The sequence below is a fragment of the Roseburia sp. 499 genome, from assembly GCF_001940225.2.
In the GTDB taxonomy this organism is placed as follows: Bacteria; Bacillota; Clostridia; order Lachnospirales; family Lachnospiraceae; genus Petralouisia.
This window is the reverse complement of sequence record NZ_CP135164.1, coordinates 1228273-1243401: the sequence shown is the minus strand read 5'-3', so window position 1 is coordinate 1243401 and position 15129 is coordinate 1228273. Positions and strand designations below refer to the sequence as shown.

13 protein-coding genes are annotated in these 15129 nt (G+C 38.2%); 4 read left to right on the top strand and 9 right to left on the bottom strand.

The window, feature by feature from the left end; genetic code table 11:
* From BIV20_RS06170 to BIV20_RS06155, 4 genes are all read left to right on the top strand, one after another.
* Entirely contained in the window at nucleotides 1-1092 is a 1092-nt protein-coding gene (locus tag BIV20_RS06170) for a pyridoxal phosphate-dependent aminotransferase (protein WP_075719086.1), read from the top strand.
* An 82-nt stretch (nucleotides 1093-1174) separates the two neighbouring features.
* The gene (locus BIV20_RS06165; protein WP_075719084.1) at nucleotides 1175-1546 is read left to right on the top strand and encodes a GntR family transcriptional regulator; all 372 of its coding nucleotides are present in this window, start codon (nucleotides 1175-1177) and stop codon (nucleotides 1544-1546) included.
* Nucleotides 1543-2238: an ABC transporter ATP-binding protein gene (locus BIV20_RS06160; RefSeq protein ID WP_075719082.1), complete on the top strand. Its 696-nt coding sequence runs from the start codon at nucleotides 1543-1545 to the stop codon at nucleotides 2236-2238. Before BIV20_RS06165 ends, BIV20_RS06160 begins: the two co-directional genes overlap by 4 nt.
* The gene (locus BIV20_RS06155; RefSeq protein ID WP_075719080.1) at nucleotides 2232-3086 is read left to right on the top strand and encodes a hypothetical protein; all 855 of its coding nucleotides are present in this window, start codon (nucleotides 2232-2234) and stop codon (nucleotides 3084-3086) included. Before BIV20_RS06160 ends, BIV20_RS06155 begins: the two co-directional genes overlap by 7 nt.
* Nucleotides 3087-3157: 71 nt before the next feature.
* On the opposite strand, the gene BIV20_RS06150 is transcribed toward BIV20_RS06155, so the two are convergent.
* The 9 genes from BIV20_RS06150 to atpG all read right to left on the bottom strand — a co-directional run bounded on the left by BIV20_RS06150 (nucleotide 3158) and on the right by atpG (nucleotide 15119).
* Nucleotides 3158-4750, bottom strand: a complete 1593-nt coding sequence (locus BIV20_RS06150; RefSeq protein WP_075719078.1) for a peptide chain release factor 3 — start codon at nucleotides 4748-4750, stop codon at nucleotides 3158-3160.
* Between the two features lie 19 nt (nucleotides 4751-4769).
* On the bottom strand, nucleotides 4770-6569 hold the full coding sequence (pepF, locus tag BIV20_RS06145) for an oligoendopeptidase F (protein WP_075719076.1): 1800 nt from the start codon (nucleotides 6567-6569) through the stop codon (nucleotides 4770-4772).
* A 117-nt stretch (nucleotides 6570-6686) separates the two neighbouring features.
* Nucleotides 6687-9080 carry an FtsX-like permease family protein gene (locus tag BIV20_RS06140; protein ID WP_075719074.1) on the bottom strand — a complete coding sequence of 798 codons (2394 nt, stop codon included), beginning with the start codon at nucleotides 9078-9080 and terminating at the stop codon, nucleotides 6687-6689.
* 1 nt (nucleotide 9081) lies between these two features.
* Complete coding sequence (locus BIV20_RS06135) at nucleotides 9082-9783, bottom strand: ABC transporter ATP-binding protein (RefSeq protein WP_075719072.1); 702 nt, start codon at nucleotides 9781-9783, stop codon at nucleotides 9082-9084.
* A gap of 129 nt (nucleotides 9784-9912) precedes the next feature.
* The gene (locus BIV20_RS06130; protein WP_075719070.1) at nucleotides 9913-10521 is read right to left on the bottom strand and encodes a TetR/AcrR family transcriptional regulator; all 609 of its coding nucleotides are present in this window, start codon (nucleotides 10519-10521) and stop codon (nucleotides 9913-9915) included.
* Nucleotides 10522-10662: 141 nt separating this feature from the next.
* The gene (locus BIV20_RS06125; protein ID WP_075719068.1) at nucleotides 10663-11985 is read right to left on the bottom strand and encodes an ATP-binding protein; all 1323 of its coding nucleotides are present in this window, start codon (nucleotides 11983-11985) and stop codon (nucleotides 10663-10665) included.
* Nucleotides 11986-12378: 393 nt separating this feature from the next.
* A complete protein-coding gene (gene atpC, locus BIV20_RS06120; RefSeq protein WP_075719066.1) occupies nucleotides 12379-12789 on the bottom strand; it encodes an ATP synthase F1 subunit epsilon in 411 nt (136 codons plus the stop codon).
* A gap of 10 nt (nucleotides 12790-12799) precedes the next feature.
* A complete protein-coding gene (atpD, locus tag BIV20_RS06115) occupies nucleotides 12800-14203 on the bottom strand; it encodes a F0F1 ATP synthase subunit beta (RefSeq protein ID WP_075719064.1) in 1404 nt (467 codons plus the stop codon).
* A 13-nt stretch (nucleotides 14204-14216) separates the two neighbouring features.
* On the bottom strand, nucleotides 14217-15119 hold the full coding sequence (atpG, locus tag BIV20_RS06110; protein ID WP_075719062.1) for an ATP synthase F1 subunit gamma: 903 nt from the start codon (nucleotides 15117-15119) through the stop codon (nucleotides 14217-14219).
* Between the last annotated feature and the right edge of the window lie 10 nt (nucleotides 15120-15129).

Sequence of the window (15129 nt, the reverse complement as noted above, 5' to 3'; positions counted from 1 at the left end):
ATGTTACAACACAAAGACCATTTCCATGGTAGCGACCTGGAAAAAATAGAACAAATTTATGGTATTAAAAAGGAAGAAATTACAAGCTTCAGTGCCAATGTAAATCCTTTGGGCGTTTCCCCTATGCTCAGAAGCACCCTTTCAAAGCACATTGATGCAATTACTACCTATCCGGACAGAGAATACACATCTCTTCGGAAATGCATTGCTGATTATGTAAATACAGACTATGAAAATATTATCATGGGAAACGGTTCTACAGAACTGATTTCACTATTCATTCAAATTGAACATCCCCAAAAGGCTCTTATCCTTGGACCTACCTATTCTGAATATGAACGTGAAATTTCCTTAGGCGGCGGTACCTGCCTGTACTATCCACTAAAAGAAGAACAAGGCTTCTGCTTAGATGTTGCCCACTTCACTGCTCAGTTGAATGAAAGCATTGACCTTTTGGTCATCTGCAATCCGAATAATCCAACATCTACTGCTGTCAACCAGAAAGATATGCGTACCATTCTGGATATTTGTAAACAAAATGATATTTTTGTCATGGTAGATGAAACCTATGTGGAATTTGCTGATAATTATGATGAGATTGATTCCACTCCACTGACTGCCTTTTACAATAATATTGTTATTCTAAGAGGAACTTCTAAGTTCTTTGCTGCCCCCGGACTGCGTCTTGGCTATGCTATCACCGGAAACCGAGACTTAATTAAGGCAATCAATACCAGAAAAAATCCATGGACAATTAACTCTCTTGCAGTCATTGCCGGTGAAATTATGTTTAAAGATACCGATTATATTCAAAAAACACGGCAACTCATTTCTACGGAGCGTGCCAGAATGTATAATGCCCTTTCCAAAGACTCCCGTTTCAAGGTATACAAGCCAAGTGGAAACTTTATGCTGGTACGTCTTATGGATGATACACTTACCTCAGAACTTTTGTTTGACCGTGCAATTCGTGAAAAAATGATGATTCGTGACTGTTCAACTTTTCCGTTTTTGGATAATAAGTACGTTCGTTTCTGCTTTATGAGCCCGGAAATGAATGATAAACTTTTGGAATGTTTCATGCGAAAATAGCCCAAATCTCTTGACATTTTTACCAAAAGTGTTTATTGTATCACTAAGATAGTACAATAATACATGAAAAAGAGGTGATATTATGCCCTGGAACTTAGATTCCGACAGACCAATTTTTATCCAGATTATTGAAAAAATACAGATGGATATTATTTCAGGCGTATACAGTCCCGGTGATAAACTGCCTTCTGTTCGAGAACTTGCAGCAGAAGCTTCGGTAAACCCCAATACCATGCAAAAGGCTCTTTCTGAATTGGAACGGACGGGCCTTGTTTATTCCCAGCGAACCAGTGGTAGATTTATTACGGAGGATACAAAGATGATTGATAAATTAAAGGCCGAACTGGCAAAGGAAATCATTTCCCAGTTTCTTGAAAATATGCAAAAATTAGGCTTTCAAAAGGATGAAGCCATATCTCTTATGAAACAAACAATCGAGGTGGATACAAAATGACCTTATTAGAATGTAAGAATATAACAAAACAATACGGAAAACAAACTGCGCTTTCCGACATCAATCTCCAGATTGACAGCGGTCATATTATTGGTTTACTAGGACCAAATGGTAGCGGAAAAACAACACTTATCAAGTTGATTGCAGGACTTCTTTCCCCTACCTCTGGCGAATTATATATCAAAGAAGAACCGATAGGTATAGAAAGCAAGAAGCTCATCTCCTATCTTCCAGACCATACTTATCTTAATGACTGGATGAAAATAAAGGAAATCATTGGTTTCTTCTCTGATTTCTACGATGATTTTGAAACAGAACGTGCTTATGACATGTTGTCAAAATTAAATATTGACCCAAATAGCAAGTTAAAAACTCTTTCCAAAGGAACGAAGGAAAAAGTACAACTAATTCTGGTTATGAGCCGCAAAGCAGATTTGTATCTGCTAGATGAGCCTATTGCAGGCGTAGACCCTGCCGCCAGAGATTATATTTTAAATACCATTATATCCAATTATGATGAAAACGCTTCTATCCTTATCTCTACACACCTGATTTCCGATATTGAAAATATCCTGGATGAGGTTATTTTTCTTCAAAACGGCTGCATTCGTTTACAGGCTTCCGTAGATGATATCAGAGAAAAGGATAATAAATCGGTAGATGCATTATTCCGGGAGGTATTCAAATGTTAGGAAAATTACTAAAGCACGAATGGACGGCTACCAGAAGAATTCTCATTCCGGTAAACCTTACCATTATTCTTATTACAATCGTAGGATGCATTTTTTTAGGCACAGATCTCCTACAGAGCGAGAATTCCATTCCATTGGTTATTCTCCTAATTATTCTGTATGCTATTTCCATGATTATATTAGATTTAGTATCTACAATTTATCTGTTGGTACGATTTTACAAAAATCTATTTACTGCTGAAGGATATTTAATGTTTACCCTTCCGGTTACTCCGTTACAACTTTTAAATGCCAAACTGATTGTAGCCTCCTTATGGGCTATCTTTAACACACTACTTACCATGGGTTCTATTTTTGCCCTTAGTTTTTCCAGTGGTTACTATGCAGCTGTACACGAAAATTCCACTGACAAGGGAGCGTTCCTTTCAGGCTTTATTTCTGCCTTGTCTAACGGAGCACAAGACACAGCCTCCTTTCAGGATATTTTTGGATATACCCCTGTTGTACTGATATTCTTGTGTTTTATCCTCTTTCTGGTAAGCAGCTTTTTCTCACTGACCATGGGATACCTTGCTATTACACTGGGACAGTTAGTAGAAAAATGCAGGGTTGCATGCTCCATTGTCTTTTATATTGCATTATACATAGGTACTCAAATCACTTCCAGTATCATCTTGATAGTTATCAATTTAAGGAATATTACTGGTACTGCCACAGATTCACTATCTACTACTCGTAGCATATACAGTACAATTTTTCCTGCTTCTATCATATTGAATCTGGTACTTGGCATTTTGTTCTATATCATTACACTTATTCTCATGCGAAAAAAGGTAAATCTAGAGTAAGGAAACAACGAAAAACGGATAAGATACTGAACTCACTCAGTTTCCTATCCGTTTTTCTATCACATACTCTTCTATTCTCTTCCGAACTCTGACAATTCCAATCCTTCATTTCGATCCAATGTCATTCCGACACTCCAGCTGTTTACAAATAATAGCAATGGATTGCCCTTTAAGTCCTGAATCTTCTTCATATCTGAAGTTCCTACCAGCTTATCCATATCAATCTCTTTATTTTCAATCCAGCGGATATGCTCATAAGGCAGCTTCTCCAGGCGAATGTCTACGTTATACTCATTCTCCAGACGGTATTTTAGAACATCAAATTGAAGTTCTCCTACTACGCCTACAATAATCTCTTCCATTCCAGTATTGTACTCTTGGAAAATCTGAATCGCACCTTCTTGTGCGATCTGGGTAATTCCCTTCACAAACTGTTTTCGTTTCATAGTATCCAGCTGACGCACTCTTGCAAAATGTTCCGGTGCAAAAGTCGGAATTCCTTCAAATGCAAACTTGTCATTTGCCGTAGTAATGGTATCTCCAATAGAGAAGATTCCCGGGTCAAAAACACCAATAATATCTCCGGCATATGCCTCTTCTATGATTTTACGGTCCTGTGCCATCATCTGTTGTGGCTGGGACAGACGCATTTTCTTATTTCCGCCCTGTATATGTGTTACTTCCATTCCCGCTTCAAATTTTCCGGAACAGATACGCATAAATGCAATACGGTCGCGATGAGCCTTATTCATATTTGCCTGAATCTTAAATACAAATGCAGAAAAATCCTCTGAAAATGGATTAATTTCCCCAATATCTGATTTTCTTGGCAATGGGGAAGATGTCATCTGCAAAAAGTGCTGCAAAAAGGTCTCTACACCAAAGTTTGTCAATGCAGAACCAAAAAATACCGGTGATAATTCTCCCTTCGATACCAGTTCCATGTCAAATTCTGCACTGGCACCGTCTAACAGTTCAATTTCTTCTAAAAGCTGTGCCTTGTAATCTGCACCAATAATTTCCTCTAATGCAGAATCTTCAATATCAAATTCCCGCTCTGTTCCTTCCTTGGTTCCCTTTAATGTATCTTCAAAGATTTTTACCTTTCTGGTATTACGGTCATATACACCTTTGAAGTTTTTTCCGGAACCAATAGGCCAGTTGATTGGACAAGTCGCAATTCCAAGTTCTTTTTCAATCTCATCCAGCAAATCAAAGGTGTCGTTAGCATCACGGTCCATTTTATTGATAAAAGTAAAAATCGGAATGTGGCGCATTACGCATACCTTAAATAATTTTCGTGTCTGCGCCTCTACACCCTTGGAACCATCAATAACCATAACAGCAGAATCTGCTGCCATCAAAGTACGATAGGTATCTTCTGAGAAGTCCTGATGTCCCGGCGTATCCAAAATATTGATACAATATCCGTCATAGTTAAACTGCAATACGGAGGAGGTAACGGAAATACCTCTCTCCTTCTCTATTTCCATCCAGTCAGATACTGCATGTCTTGCTGTTGCTTTTCCTTTTACAGAACCGGCTAAGTTAATAGCTCCTCCATACAACAAAAACTTTTCGGTCAATGTGGTCTTTCCGGCATCCGGGTGAGATATAATTGCAAAAGTTCTACGTTTTTCTATTTCTTTCTGTAAATCTGCCAAAAAAAGTATCCTCTCTTTCCTAAACTAACTGATCCATTTCCTGAATCAATTCTCCAAATGTCTTAAGTGCATCGCTAATTGGCTTTTTCGTGGTCATATCCACACCAGCATCCTTTAACAAATCAATCGGAGACTTTGTACATCCACCACTTAAGAACTTAAGATACCTGTCTACTGCCGGCTTTCCTTCTTCCAGAATCATCTTACTGATTGCCATAGACGCTGAAAAACTGGTGGCATACTGATATACATAAAAATTATAATAGAAATGTGGTATTCTTGCCCATTCTATTGCAATTTCCTCATCTACTACCATATCATTGCCATAGTACTTTTTGTTTAAGTCATAATATACTTTCTTTAAAACATCTGCTGTCAAAGCCTCACCTTTTTCTACCATTTCATGGGTACGCAGTTCAAATTCCGCAAACATGGTCTGACGATACAACGTAGTACGGAACTGTTCTAAGAAATGATTAATCAGGTATGCCTTTTTCCTCTTATCTGTCGTCTTTTTCAACAGATAATCCATCAACAATGCTTCATTACAAGTAGAAGCCACTTCTGCCACAAATATCTTGTAATCACTATCAAAAATATTATTATTCTTGGAAGAATAGTAAGAATGAAGCGCATGCCCCATTTCATGTGCAAGTGTAAATTCAGAATCCAGATTGTACTGGAAGTTCATCAATACAAATGGATGCGTGGAATAATTTCCTGCAGAATATGCTCCACTTCTCTTTCCTTCGTTTTCATATTTATCAATCCAACGATTTTCAAATCCCTGCTTCAGTACACTTACATAATCGTCACCAAGCACCTTTAATGCCTCTGCAATTTCCTCCTGTGCCATAGCATAGGTAATCTCACCTTCCTCCTGCTCTACCATCGGTGTATACACATCATACATATGAAGTTCATCAACACCTAAAAGTTTCTTACGCAGTTTCATATATTGATGCAGATAATCCATATTCTCATTTACTGCTTCAATCAGGTTATAATACACTTCCTTCGGCACATTATTGGCATCTACCGCAGCTTCCATAGATGAACTGTATTTTCTGGCCTTTGCATAGAAGAAATTTGATTTTGCCTTACCTTCATACAACGATGCAAAAGTATTCTTGTACTGTTCATAACGCGCATAATAAGCCTTAAAGGTATCACGGCGTACTCTGACGTCCTTACTCTCTAGCATTGGAACAAATCTTCCACTGCTGACCTTGACCATTTCTCCCTTTTCATCCTTCACCGTAGGATTCTCGAAGTCTGCATTTTCTAAAAGACCATACACCTTATCTACAGCACTTCCCATATCACTCGTAGCTGCCAGTAATGCTTCCATCTCAGAGGAAAGTGTGTGAGGTTTCAATCTTCTCACATCCTCAATGGTTACTTTATAGTTTTCTAATTCCGGCACATCTTTGAAAAACTGTGCAATCTTTGCATCATCCATTGCAACAATATAACTGTCAATCGGTGCTGTTAATTCCTGCAATTTATAATACAATGTCACTACTTTTCCATCTAATGCCTGATAATGTGTATTAGAAGTATCTACATCTGCATTCCTTTCTGCATATCCTAATACCTTATCTATCACAATATAAATCTCTTCCAGCTTTTTATAGTACTCCAGCAGATGAATTCCACTTTCACTCAAATAGCTTTCTGTGAACTTTTCCAGCTCTTCTGACATTTTTTCTACCTTATCCGCATCTGCCAAAAAAGCTTCCTCTGTTGCATAAATATCTTCGATTGCCCAGGTATCTTCTACTGCTACCTGCTCTCTTTTTAATAATTCCTTTGCCATGGTATGTTCTCCTTTTCACAGTGTTCTTCTTCTCTTGAAAAATACCATTCTCTATTATAGTTTCTGAAAGAAAAAAATGCAATCATTTTCCATGAAACGGTTTCTGCCATGTAGATACTATTCTCTATTTTTCAATACCTCTGCCGGTACCACCTTATTCAGTCTCTGTACCAATATCTGATTTATCACAAAATACAGTACAAGTATTGCAAGATAAATTCCTGCATACAATTGCCAGGTAAATGTAAGATTCATCCCACAGCTGACATTAGATATCATAAATGGATACAGCATATCCATAATCCACTTGGTAACAGGAATACATACTGCAGCCCCAATAGCGATTATGTAAAAATTCCCACTCAGATACAATTTTCGTATCTCGTTTTTCCGATAACCAAATACCTTAATAAGTGAGATACCAAAAGCAGAACGGTCTATCATCACTTTCATCATAAGATACATCACGATACAGAATATGATAATTGATACCACTGTCAACATATATATCATCGACATCATATTGGAAATAAATACATTAGAACCTTTCACAATCTCATCCCTGGTAGTTGTTGCATAAAGTCTTCCTGAATCAATATCAAGTTCACTATCTGCAAATACTACATTATAATAATCCTCTTCCTCCCCAAACAGTTCCCTCATACTATCAATATCCATAAACGCATACATACCTACGGAGTACTGTGTAACCCCCTTTACCTCAAAAGCATAATATCTATCTGATTCTTCATCCGTCAGTATGATCTGTTCTCCTTCTTTCAATTGATACTTTTGTGCCATAGCAGAGGAAATAACTATCTGGTTCTGCCCTTTTGACACCTTTGCATCAAAATATGGATTATCATCGTCAATTCCAAGTAAGGTTACATCCAGATTATAACCAAATATCTCCTTTTTGAACGTTTTTGCAAATCCTGCTTCTCCCCCTTCCGGCACTTCTTTCTCCGGATACTTGTAGGTATACATATATTCAAACTTTGTATCGGCTTTACTTTCCTCACTGATATGGTTAACCAGAACATAACAGTCAACTCCAAGCATCAGAATCAACAGAGAAATGAACATACCAAAAACAACGGTGAAACTGGTTCGCATTTCCCGAAGCATCTGGCGAATGCGAAATCTTCCTACAAATCCCATTTTCCCAAGATTGATATTACTGATTTTATGAGCTTTTTTCTCATTCTTAATCAACTTTAATACCGGCTGGGACAGACGTTTTCTTATAGTAAGATAATTTACCAGCACTGCAATCACCGGCGGCATCACGATTCCGTAAACAAGCAAATAAGGAGCATACACCGTTTCAAGGGTTGGTATGGAAAAATACCCATAACAATCTGCCATCTGAACATCAATTCCCCATTTACTGTAGCCAAGCGCGGTTCCTATCACGCCTGCAATAAAAGTCACAATAACCGGAAGCATCAAATAGTGATAAATCAAATCCTTCCGCTTTGCTCCAAGTGCATATAATGCACCAATAATACTGCTTTCCTTTTCAATTCCATGAATCACAAAAACAGAAATCACATAGGTAAACAAAACCATAACAATCACACCAGCCATAAGACCTGCCACCTTAGTAAGCACCTGATCGTTTGCCGAAGCCTTGATTCTGGGATTATCTTCTGTGGTAAGAAAATGTGTTAAATTACTGATTTCTATATCAAAATACTTATCCATTAATTCATCCGATTGTTCTTTTAGTTCACCAATTCCCTCTGAAAGTTTCTCACTTCCCTGAGATATTTCCTGCAAGGATGCATGCAACATCTGTCCTGTTGCATCCTTTATTTCATTCTCTGAAACCTTTAATCCCTTCAGTTCTTCTTTTAATTCCGTATCCGTCATTTTTCCATTTAAACGATATGCATAAAGATATTCTTCTGCCTTATCGCTGGTGGCTGATGCATTTAAGGAATCGTATGCCTCTTCTGTAACAAAAGCAATGCCAAACTGACCGGAATCCACACTACTATCGGACAAGTTGCGATATGCAGCATCATAATCCGGAACCGTTCCAATTCCGCACACGGTAAATTCCTGCTTTCCTACTGAAACAACATTTCCTGTCTGAATATCATGTTCTTCACAGTAACGTTTTTCCAATACAATTTCTTTCTCTGTTTCCGGACTATTTCCTTCCTCTAGTTGTAAGAGATTGATTCTTTCCCTATTTTTAAATACACGAAGTGTACTTTCCTCTTCTGCCCGAAAATCAAGATAAAACATCTCTTCTAAATCAATCCCCTTATCTGTAAGTTCTTTCCTTTGCCGTTCTGTCAGTGGAACGAATACCCCAAACTGTCCATCCTCTACCTTGGCTTGTTCTGCTACTTTATCTACGCCAACGATTATGGTATCTGCAGCGCCTACCATACTAATGATAAGATACATTCCCAGAATAATCATAAAGCCCAGTGCTAAATAACGTAAAACATTCTCCTTTAAATCACGCCATACACGCTTTCTAAGTATTTTCTGCATTCTATAAATCCTCCAATTCTGCTGCCGGTACTCTCACTTCATTCTCATATTCCTTTTTAATCTGACCATCCTTTATGATGATTACTTTATGTACCATATTTTTAATGGAATTGTTGTGAGTGACAATCAGCATGGTTGTTCCATACTTCTTATTAATCTCTTCCAACAAAACCAAAATATCTCTGGAGGTGTTAGAATCCAGTGCTCCTGTGGGTTCATCACAAAGTAACAACTTTGGATTCTTAATCAATGCTCTTGCAATGGCACAACGCTGCTGTTGACCTCCGGATAACTGAGACGGGAACTTGTTCTGATGCTCTGTAAGTCCTAATATATCCAATAATTCGTCCATATCAAGAGGCTGTTTTGCCAAATACTCACACACCTGAATATTTTCCCTTACAGTAAGATTAGGCACCAAATTGTAAAACTGAAAAATGAATCCTAAATTATCCCGTCTATAGTCTGACAGTGCCTGCTGCTTCAATCCGGCAATTTCCATACCGTCTACCTTTATGGAACCGGAATCTAAAGTATCCAGACCACCAATACAATTTAAAAACGTAGATTTTCCCGATCCACTGGTGCCTTGAATAACACACATCTGCCCCTGCTCTACTCCTGTAGTAATTCCCTTTAATACCTGAAGATAGCTTCCTCCCTCTCCATAACTTTTCTTCATATTCTTCACTTCTAAATACATAATATTCTCCTTCCTATCACTTCTTATTGATATTTTTTCTCAATAACATAACACTGTTATCTTATTGGCATTTTTTTAGCTATGAGTACCTTGCTATCTTTCATCACTCATAGCTTTCTTTTTCACTTACTAAAATATGGCAAACCATCCTGAAATAAGAACCTTTATCATTTTCTCTATTTGTTGCTGTGCTATTTTCTCGGATTTTTCATGCTTCATGACATGTAAAAATATATCCACCTGCATATGAGCAAACCAGTGGATGATACTATCATCAATCCGCGCACAACCCTTTACCTTCGATATCTCATCTGACATCAAACGAAGCTGTTTTTCTGATATTTCCACTAACCGTTCAACACTCTTTTCAAATCGAGACCCTTGGGAATGATTTATTATCAATTGAAATTCGTCATAATATACATACATATAATGTATAATCTGATTCGCAGCCAATATATCATCTGCAATATCTATCTCTTTTCCCGTGACTTCCTTTACCCGTTCTTCTTCCTCTGCATAATGCTTTTCCATCACCTCATATAATTGTTTTAAAGGCTCCTCTACCAGAGATGCAAATAAATCTTCTTTATCCTGAAAGAAAAAATACAGTGCTCCCGTAGTAACTCCGGCATTTTTGCAGATGTTTCGTAAAGATGCCTGCATATATCCCTTTTCCAGAAATTCTTTCTTAGCACTGGCAAGAAGTTTTGCCTTTGTTTCCTTTTCGTTTCTCACGATTCTTCCTCCAATTAAATGGTTGCGCAAAACATAACACTGTTATGTTACTATAGAAAAATATATTTGTCAAGTGTAAAATGACTTAAAAAAAATATTAAAGAATTAGATGCACAATATCTGTTACCATATTTTCACTTTCTATAAATTTCTCTCTGCCTCCAGTATTGCTTTCACATTCCATAATTGATATAAGGGTAAATTAATAAGTCCATTATCAACGCGAAACGGCTTTAAAGAAGTTCTTATTGCTGTTTTAGGTTCATATTTTTTACAAAAAACCTTAAGACTTTGTGCATGTACAGAAAGACCTGCCTTTGCTTCCACCGGAATAACCTGATTCTTATAGGAAAAAATATAATCAACTTCTGATGTTGCTCCTTCACTCCAATAATAAATGTTCGATGCAACTTCTGTTGCCTGAAGTTCCTGAAGCACAAACTGTTCTGTAAGTGTTCCCATAAATTCCTTAAACACTGCCTCTGAATCTAAAATAATTTCCGGTTCGATTTCACATAAAGTTCTCAAAAGTCCTACATCCAAAAGATATATCTTAAAAGCCTTTAAATCTTCATATCCCTTTAGTGGAAGCCTTCCGCCTGTTACCAATCCTACTCTTCGTACTATTCCACTGTCTTTCAGCCATAATAGAGCATCCTCATACTCTCTTGCACGTGCACCTTCCTTCGCCAGACCATAAATAAATTTCTTATTTTCCTTTGCAAGTTGAGATGGAATGGAATTCCAGACATGATGAATTTTAGGAACCACATTTCCCGGAGCATGCTTTGAAAAATCATTTTCATAAGATAACAATAGACGTCTCTGTCTTTCTGTCACCTCTGAAAAATCCTTAGTTTCAAGCCACGTGGACACTGCTGTAGGCATCCCGCCTATGATAAAATATTTTTTTAGATAATCCAAATATTTTTCCGATAACATTTCCGGCATTTTTTCCTGATAATGTTCCCTTGTCCAATCCACTAACATCTCTTCCCCATTTGCAAGAAGAAATTCGTCAAAAGAAAGTGGATTAATTGTAATAAAATCAACCTTTCCCACCGGAAAAGACGTTCCTTCATGCAAAGTCACACCCAACAGCGAGCCTGCACAACAAATCGCATACTCTGGTGCTTCTTCGGCAAAATATTTTAATGATGTAAGCGCTCTTGGAACCTCTTGTATTTCATCAAATATAATCAATGTTTTTTCCGGCTCTATTTTTTTTCCATGATATGCTCCCAACAACTCTATCATTCTTGATGGAACAATGGTACCTTCGAAAATATCTGCTACCTGCCCCGGATTTTCAAAATTAATATAGCAGACTTCTTCAAAGCACTGTACTCCAAACTCTTTCATGAGCCATGTTTTTCCAACCTGCCTTGCACCCATTAAAATCAATGGTAGTCTATGCTTTTTATCTTTCCATTTCTTAAGTTTTTCCAATGCATTCCGATACATAATATCACTCCGTTCACCCTATATTATGTACTTATATTACTTTAATATTCACATTTTTGCAACCTTGATATTCTATTATTATCACATTTTCATAATCATAAAAAGTTATTTTTATCACATTTTTCTAACCTTGTAACTTTAATTACTTTATTGACAATCTTGTCATTTGTTAGAACAAAGAGTCCGCTCGTCGGACTCTTTCGCGCGCGAGTGGTGCCGTTTACGGCTAATTTCCTCTCCGCGAGCTGCGCATCCTTAGCGGAGCGTTTTTTATATCATAGGAAATTCATATACTTTTATACTTTTACACTTTAATACAACAAGGTCTTTCCTATGATATAAAAAACGCCTGTAAGAGCTTTTCACTCTCACAAACGCCTTTCTTTTATCTCATTACTGATTATATTTACTTGTAGCCTTTAATCTTGACATTGCACGTGCCAGAGATGCCTGGGAATGATGAAATTCCTGTATGCTCTGCTTCTGTCGCATCTGCTCCATGGCACGTTCTTGAGCCTCTTTTGCTCTTCTGGCATCAATATCCTCCGGTCTTTCTGCTGTTTCTACCAATAAAGTCACACGGTTATTGATAATCTGCACAAATCCCATTCCTACAATACCAATATGTACAGTGCCATCTTCTGCTGTCACACGGATTTCACCATCATTTACTGCAATTACCATATCCTCATGGTGAGGAAGAATTCCTTTTTCACCATCAATTGCCGGAACTGTCAATGCCTGACATTTTCCCTGAAAAAAAGTATGGTCTGCTGCAATTACCTTTAAAAAGAATGTATTCATGAAACCACTCCTATTCTTCGGCGGATTCTTTCATTTGCTCTGCCTTTTCTTTTACCTCATCAATGGTTCCTACATTGAAAAATGCGTTTTCCGGATACTCATCCATTTCACCATCTAAAATTGCCTTAAATCCACGGATAGTTTCCTGCACCGGCACATACTTTCCTTGTATCCCAGTAAAATTCTCTGCAACACTAAATGGCTGTGATAAGAACTTCTGTACCTTTCTGGCACGATATACAGTAAGCTTATCCTCTTCAGACAATTCTTCCATACCAAGAATTGCAATAATATCCTGTAATTCCTTGTACTTCTGCAATACTTCCTGTACACGTCTTGCAGTCTGGTAATGTTCTTCTCCTACTACGTCTGCCTCCAAAATACGGGAATTGGACTCCAATGGGTCAACTGCCGGATAAATACCCTGTTCTACAATTTTTCTGGATAATACTGTTGTAGCATCCAAATGAGCGAATGTAGTTGCAGGAGCCGGGTCTGTCAAGTCATCTGCCGGCACATATACTGCCTGCACGGAAGTGACAGAACCATTTTTCGTAGATGCAATTCTTTCCTGTAACTCACCCATTTCCGTTGCTAATGTAGGCTGATATCCTACTGCCGAAGGCATACGTCCCAATAATGCTGAAACCTCTGAACCAGCCTGAGTAAAACGGAAAATATTATCAATAAATAATAACACGTTCTGATGCTTCTCATCACGGAAATATTCTGCCATAGTAAGTCCGGTTTCCGCTACACGCATACGAGCTCCAGGCGGCTCGTTCATCTGTCCGAACACCAATGCTGTTTTTTCTAATACACCGGATTCACTCATTTCAGTCCAAAGATCATTTCCTTCACGGGAACGTTCTCCAACTCCGGTAAAAATGGAATATCCACCATGCTCTGTGGCAATATTGTGAATCAACTCCTGAATCAACACAGTCTTACCAACTCCGGCACCACCAAACAGACCAATCTTACCTCCTTTGGCATATGGAGCCAAAAGGTCAATTACTTTAATTCCTGTCTCTAACATTTCTACAACCGGACTCTGTTCCTCAAAAGTTGGCGGATCTCTATGAATAACCCAGTGTTCTTCCTGTTCCAAAGACCCTCCCTTATCTAATGTTTCGCCTAAAACGTTAAACAGACGTCCCAACGTCTTTTCTCCAACCGGAACCTTAATACCACTTCCAGTTGCAGTAACTACCATATCTTTATGCAGTCCTTCACTGGAAGCAAGCATAATGCAACGTACGGTATTATTTCCAATATGCTGTGCCACTTCCATGACACAACGTTTTCCGTCGTTATCTACTTCCAACGCATCTTTGATTTCCGGAAGTTCACAATTTTCAAACTCTACGTCGACTACCGGTCCCATAACCTGGACAATTTTGCCTTGTTCCATGAGACTTTCCTCCTTACTTTCCACCTTGTTCTTTCTTTTTCTTCTGGGCCTTTGCTCCTGCAATTACCTCTGTAATCTCTTGTGTAATCGCAGCCTGCCTTGCCCGGTTATATAAAATATCTAATTCTCTTAACATCTCTTTTGCACTATCCGTAGCAGCCTGCATTGCCATCATTCTGGAATTCTGCTCACTGGAATAAGATTCCACCAATGCTCCATATACAAAACCTACTATATAATCCGGAACGATTCGATCCATTACCGCTTCCGGTGTTGGCAATAATGCTAATTCTTCCATCATAACACCAATTGGCATCTGCTGGCTAAAGTCTGCCTTTTTCAGTGGAAGAAGTTGCCGAACCTCTGCCTCAGCCTGCACTGCATTTATCATTCTGGTATAAATAATATACACTTCATCCAGCCGTTCCTGACTATACCATTCTAATATGGTCTCTGCTATATTTCTTGCACGATTCAGTGTTGGATTCTGTACTGTATAATGGAACTGTTCTTCAATCGGAAATTTTTTATGTTCAAAGTACTGTCTTCCTAATTCTCCTAGCACAAAAAGCACCGGATTATCACTTTCCTTCAGATGTTCCTCAGCCACCTTCAATACATTGTGATTGTAGGCACCTGCCATTCCTTTGTCCGCAGTAACTACAATATATCCTGTATGTCTTTCCTCCGGTTTCTTGTTTTCACGCTGGTCAAAATAAATACTTTCCATATCCGGAACATGTCTTAATATACGGCTCATAGTTGACTGTAGGGTATAAAAGTACGGCTCCGTTTCTTCCAGACTCTTCTTCGACTTCTTCAGTTTGGAAGAGGAAATCATATACATGGCATTGGTAATCTTCATGGTATCCTGAATACTCTTCATTCGGCTCTGGATTTCCTTCGTATTAGCCATCTTTCCTCAC

What these genes read in the sequence shown, in the direction of transcription:
- pepF (WP_075719076.1), bottom strand. Translation starts at nt 6,569, where the DNA reads ATGGCAAAGGAATTATTAAAAAGAGAGCAGGTAGCAGTAGAAGATACC.
- BIV20_RS06155 (WP_075719080.1), top strand. Translation starts at nt 2,232, where the DNA reads ATGTTAGGAAAATTACTAAAGCACGAATGGACGGCTACCAGAAGAATT.
- BIV20_RS06170 (WP_075719086.1), top strand. Translation starts at nt 1, where the DNA reads ATGTTACAACACAAAGACCATTTCCATGGTAGCGACCTGGAAAAAATA.
- BIV20_RS06125 (WP_075719068.1), bottom strand. Translation starts at nt 11,985, where the DNA reads ATGTATCGGAATGCATTGGAAAAACTTAAGAAATGGAAAGATAAAAAG.
- BIV20_RS06140 (WP_075719074.1), bottom strand. Translation starts at nt 9,080, where the DNA reads ATGCAGAAAATACTTAGAAAGCGTGTATGGCGTGATTTAAAGGAGAAT.
- atpD (WP_075719064.1), bottom strand. Translation starts at nt 14,203, where the DNA reads ATGGAACAAGGCAAAATTGTCCAGGTTATGGGACCGGTAGTCGACGTA.
- BIV20_RS06135 (WP_075719072.1), bottom strand. Translation starts at nt 9,783, where the DNA reads ATGTATTTAGAAGTGAAGAATATGAAGAAAAGTTATGGAGAGGGAGGA.
- atpG (WP_075719062.1), bottom strand. Translation starts at nt 15,119, where the DNA reads ATGGCTAATACGAAGGAAATCCAGAGCCGAATGAAGAGTATTCAGGAT.
- BIV20_RS06165 (WP_075719084.1), top strand. Translation starts at nt 1,175, where the DNA reads ATGCCCTGGAACTTAGATTCCGACAGACCAATTTTTATCCAGATTATT.
- BIV20_RS06160 (WP_075719082.1), top strand. Translation starts at nt 1,543, where the DNA reads ATGACCTTATTAGAATGTAAGAATATAACAAAACAATACGGAAAACAA.
- atpC (WP_075719066.1), bottom strand. Translation starts at nt 12,789, where the DNA reads ATGAATACATTCTTTTTAAAGGTAATTGCAGCAGACCATACTTTTTTT.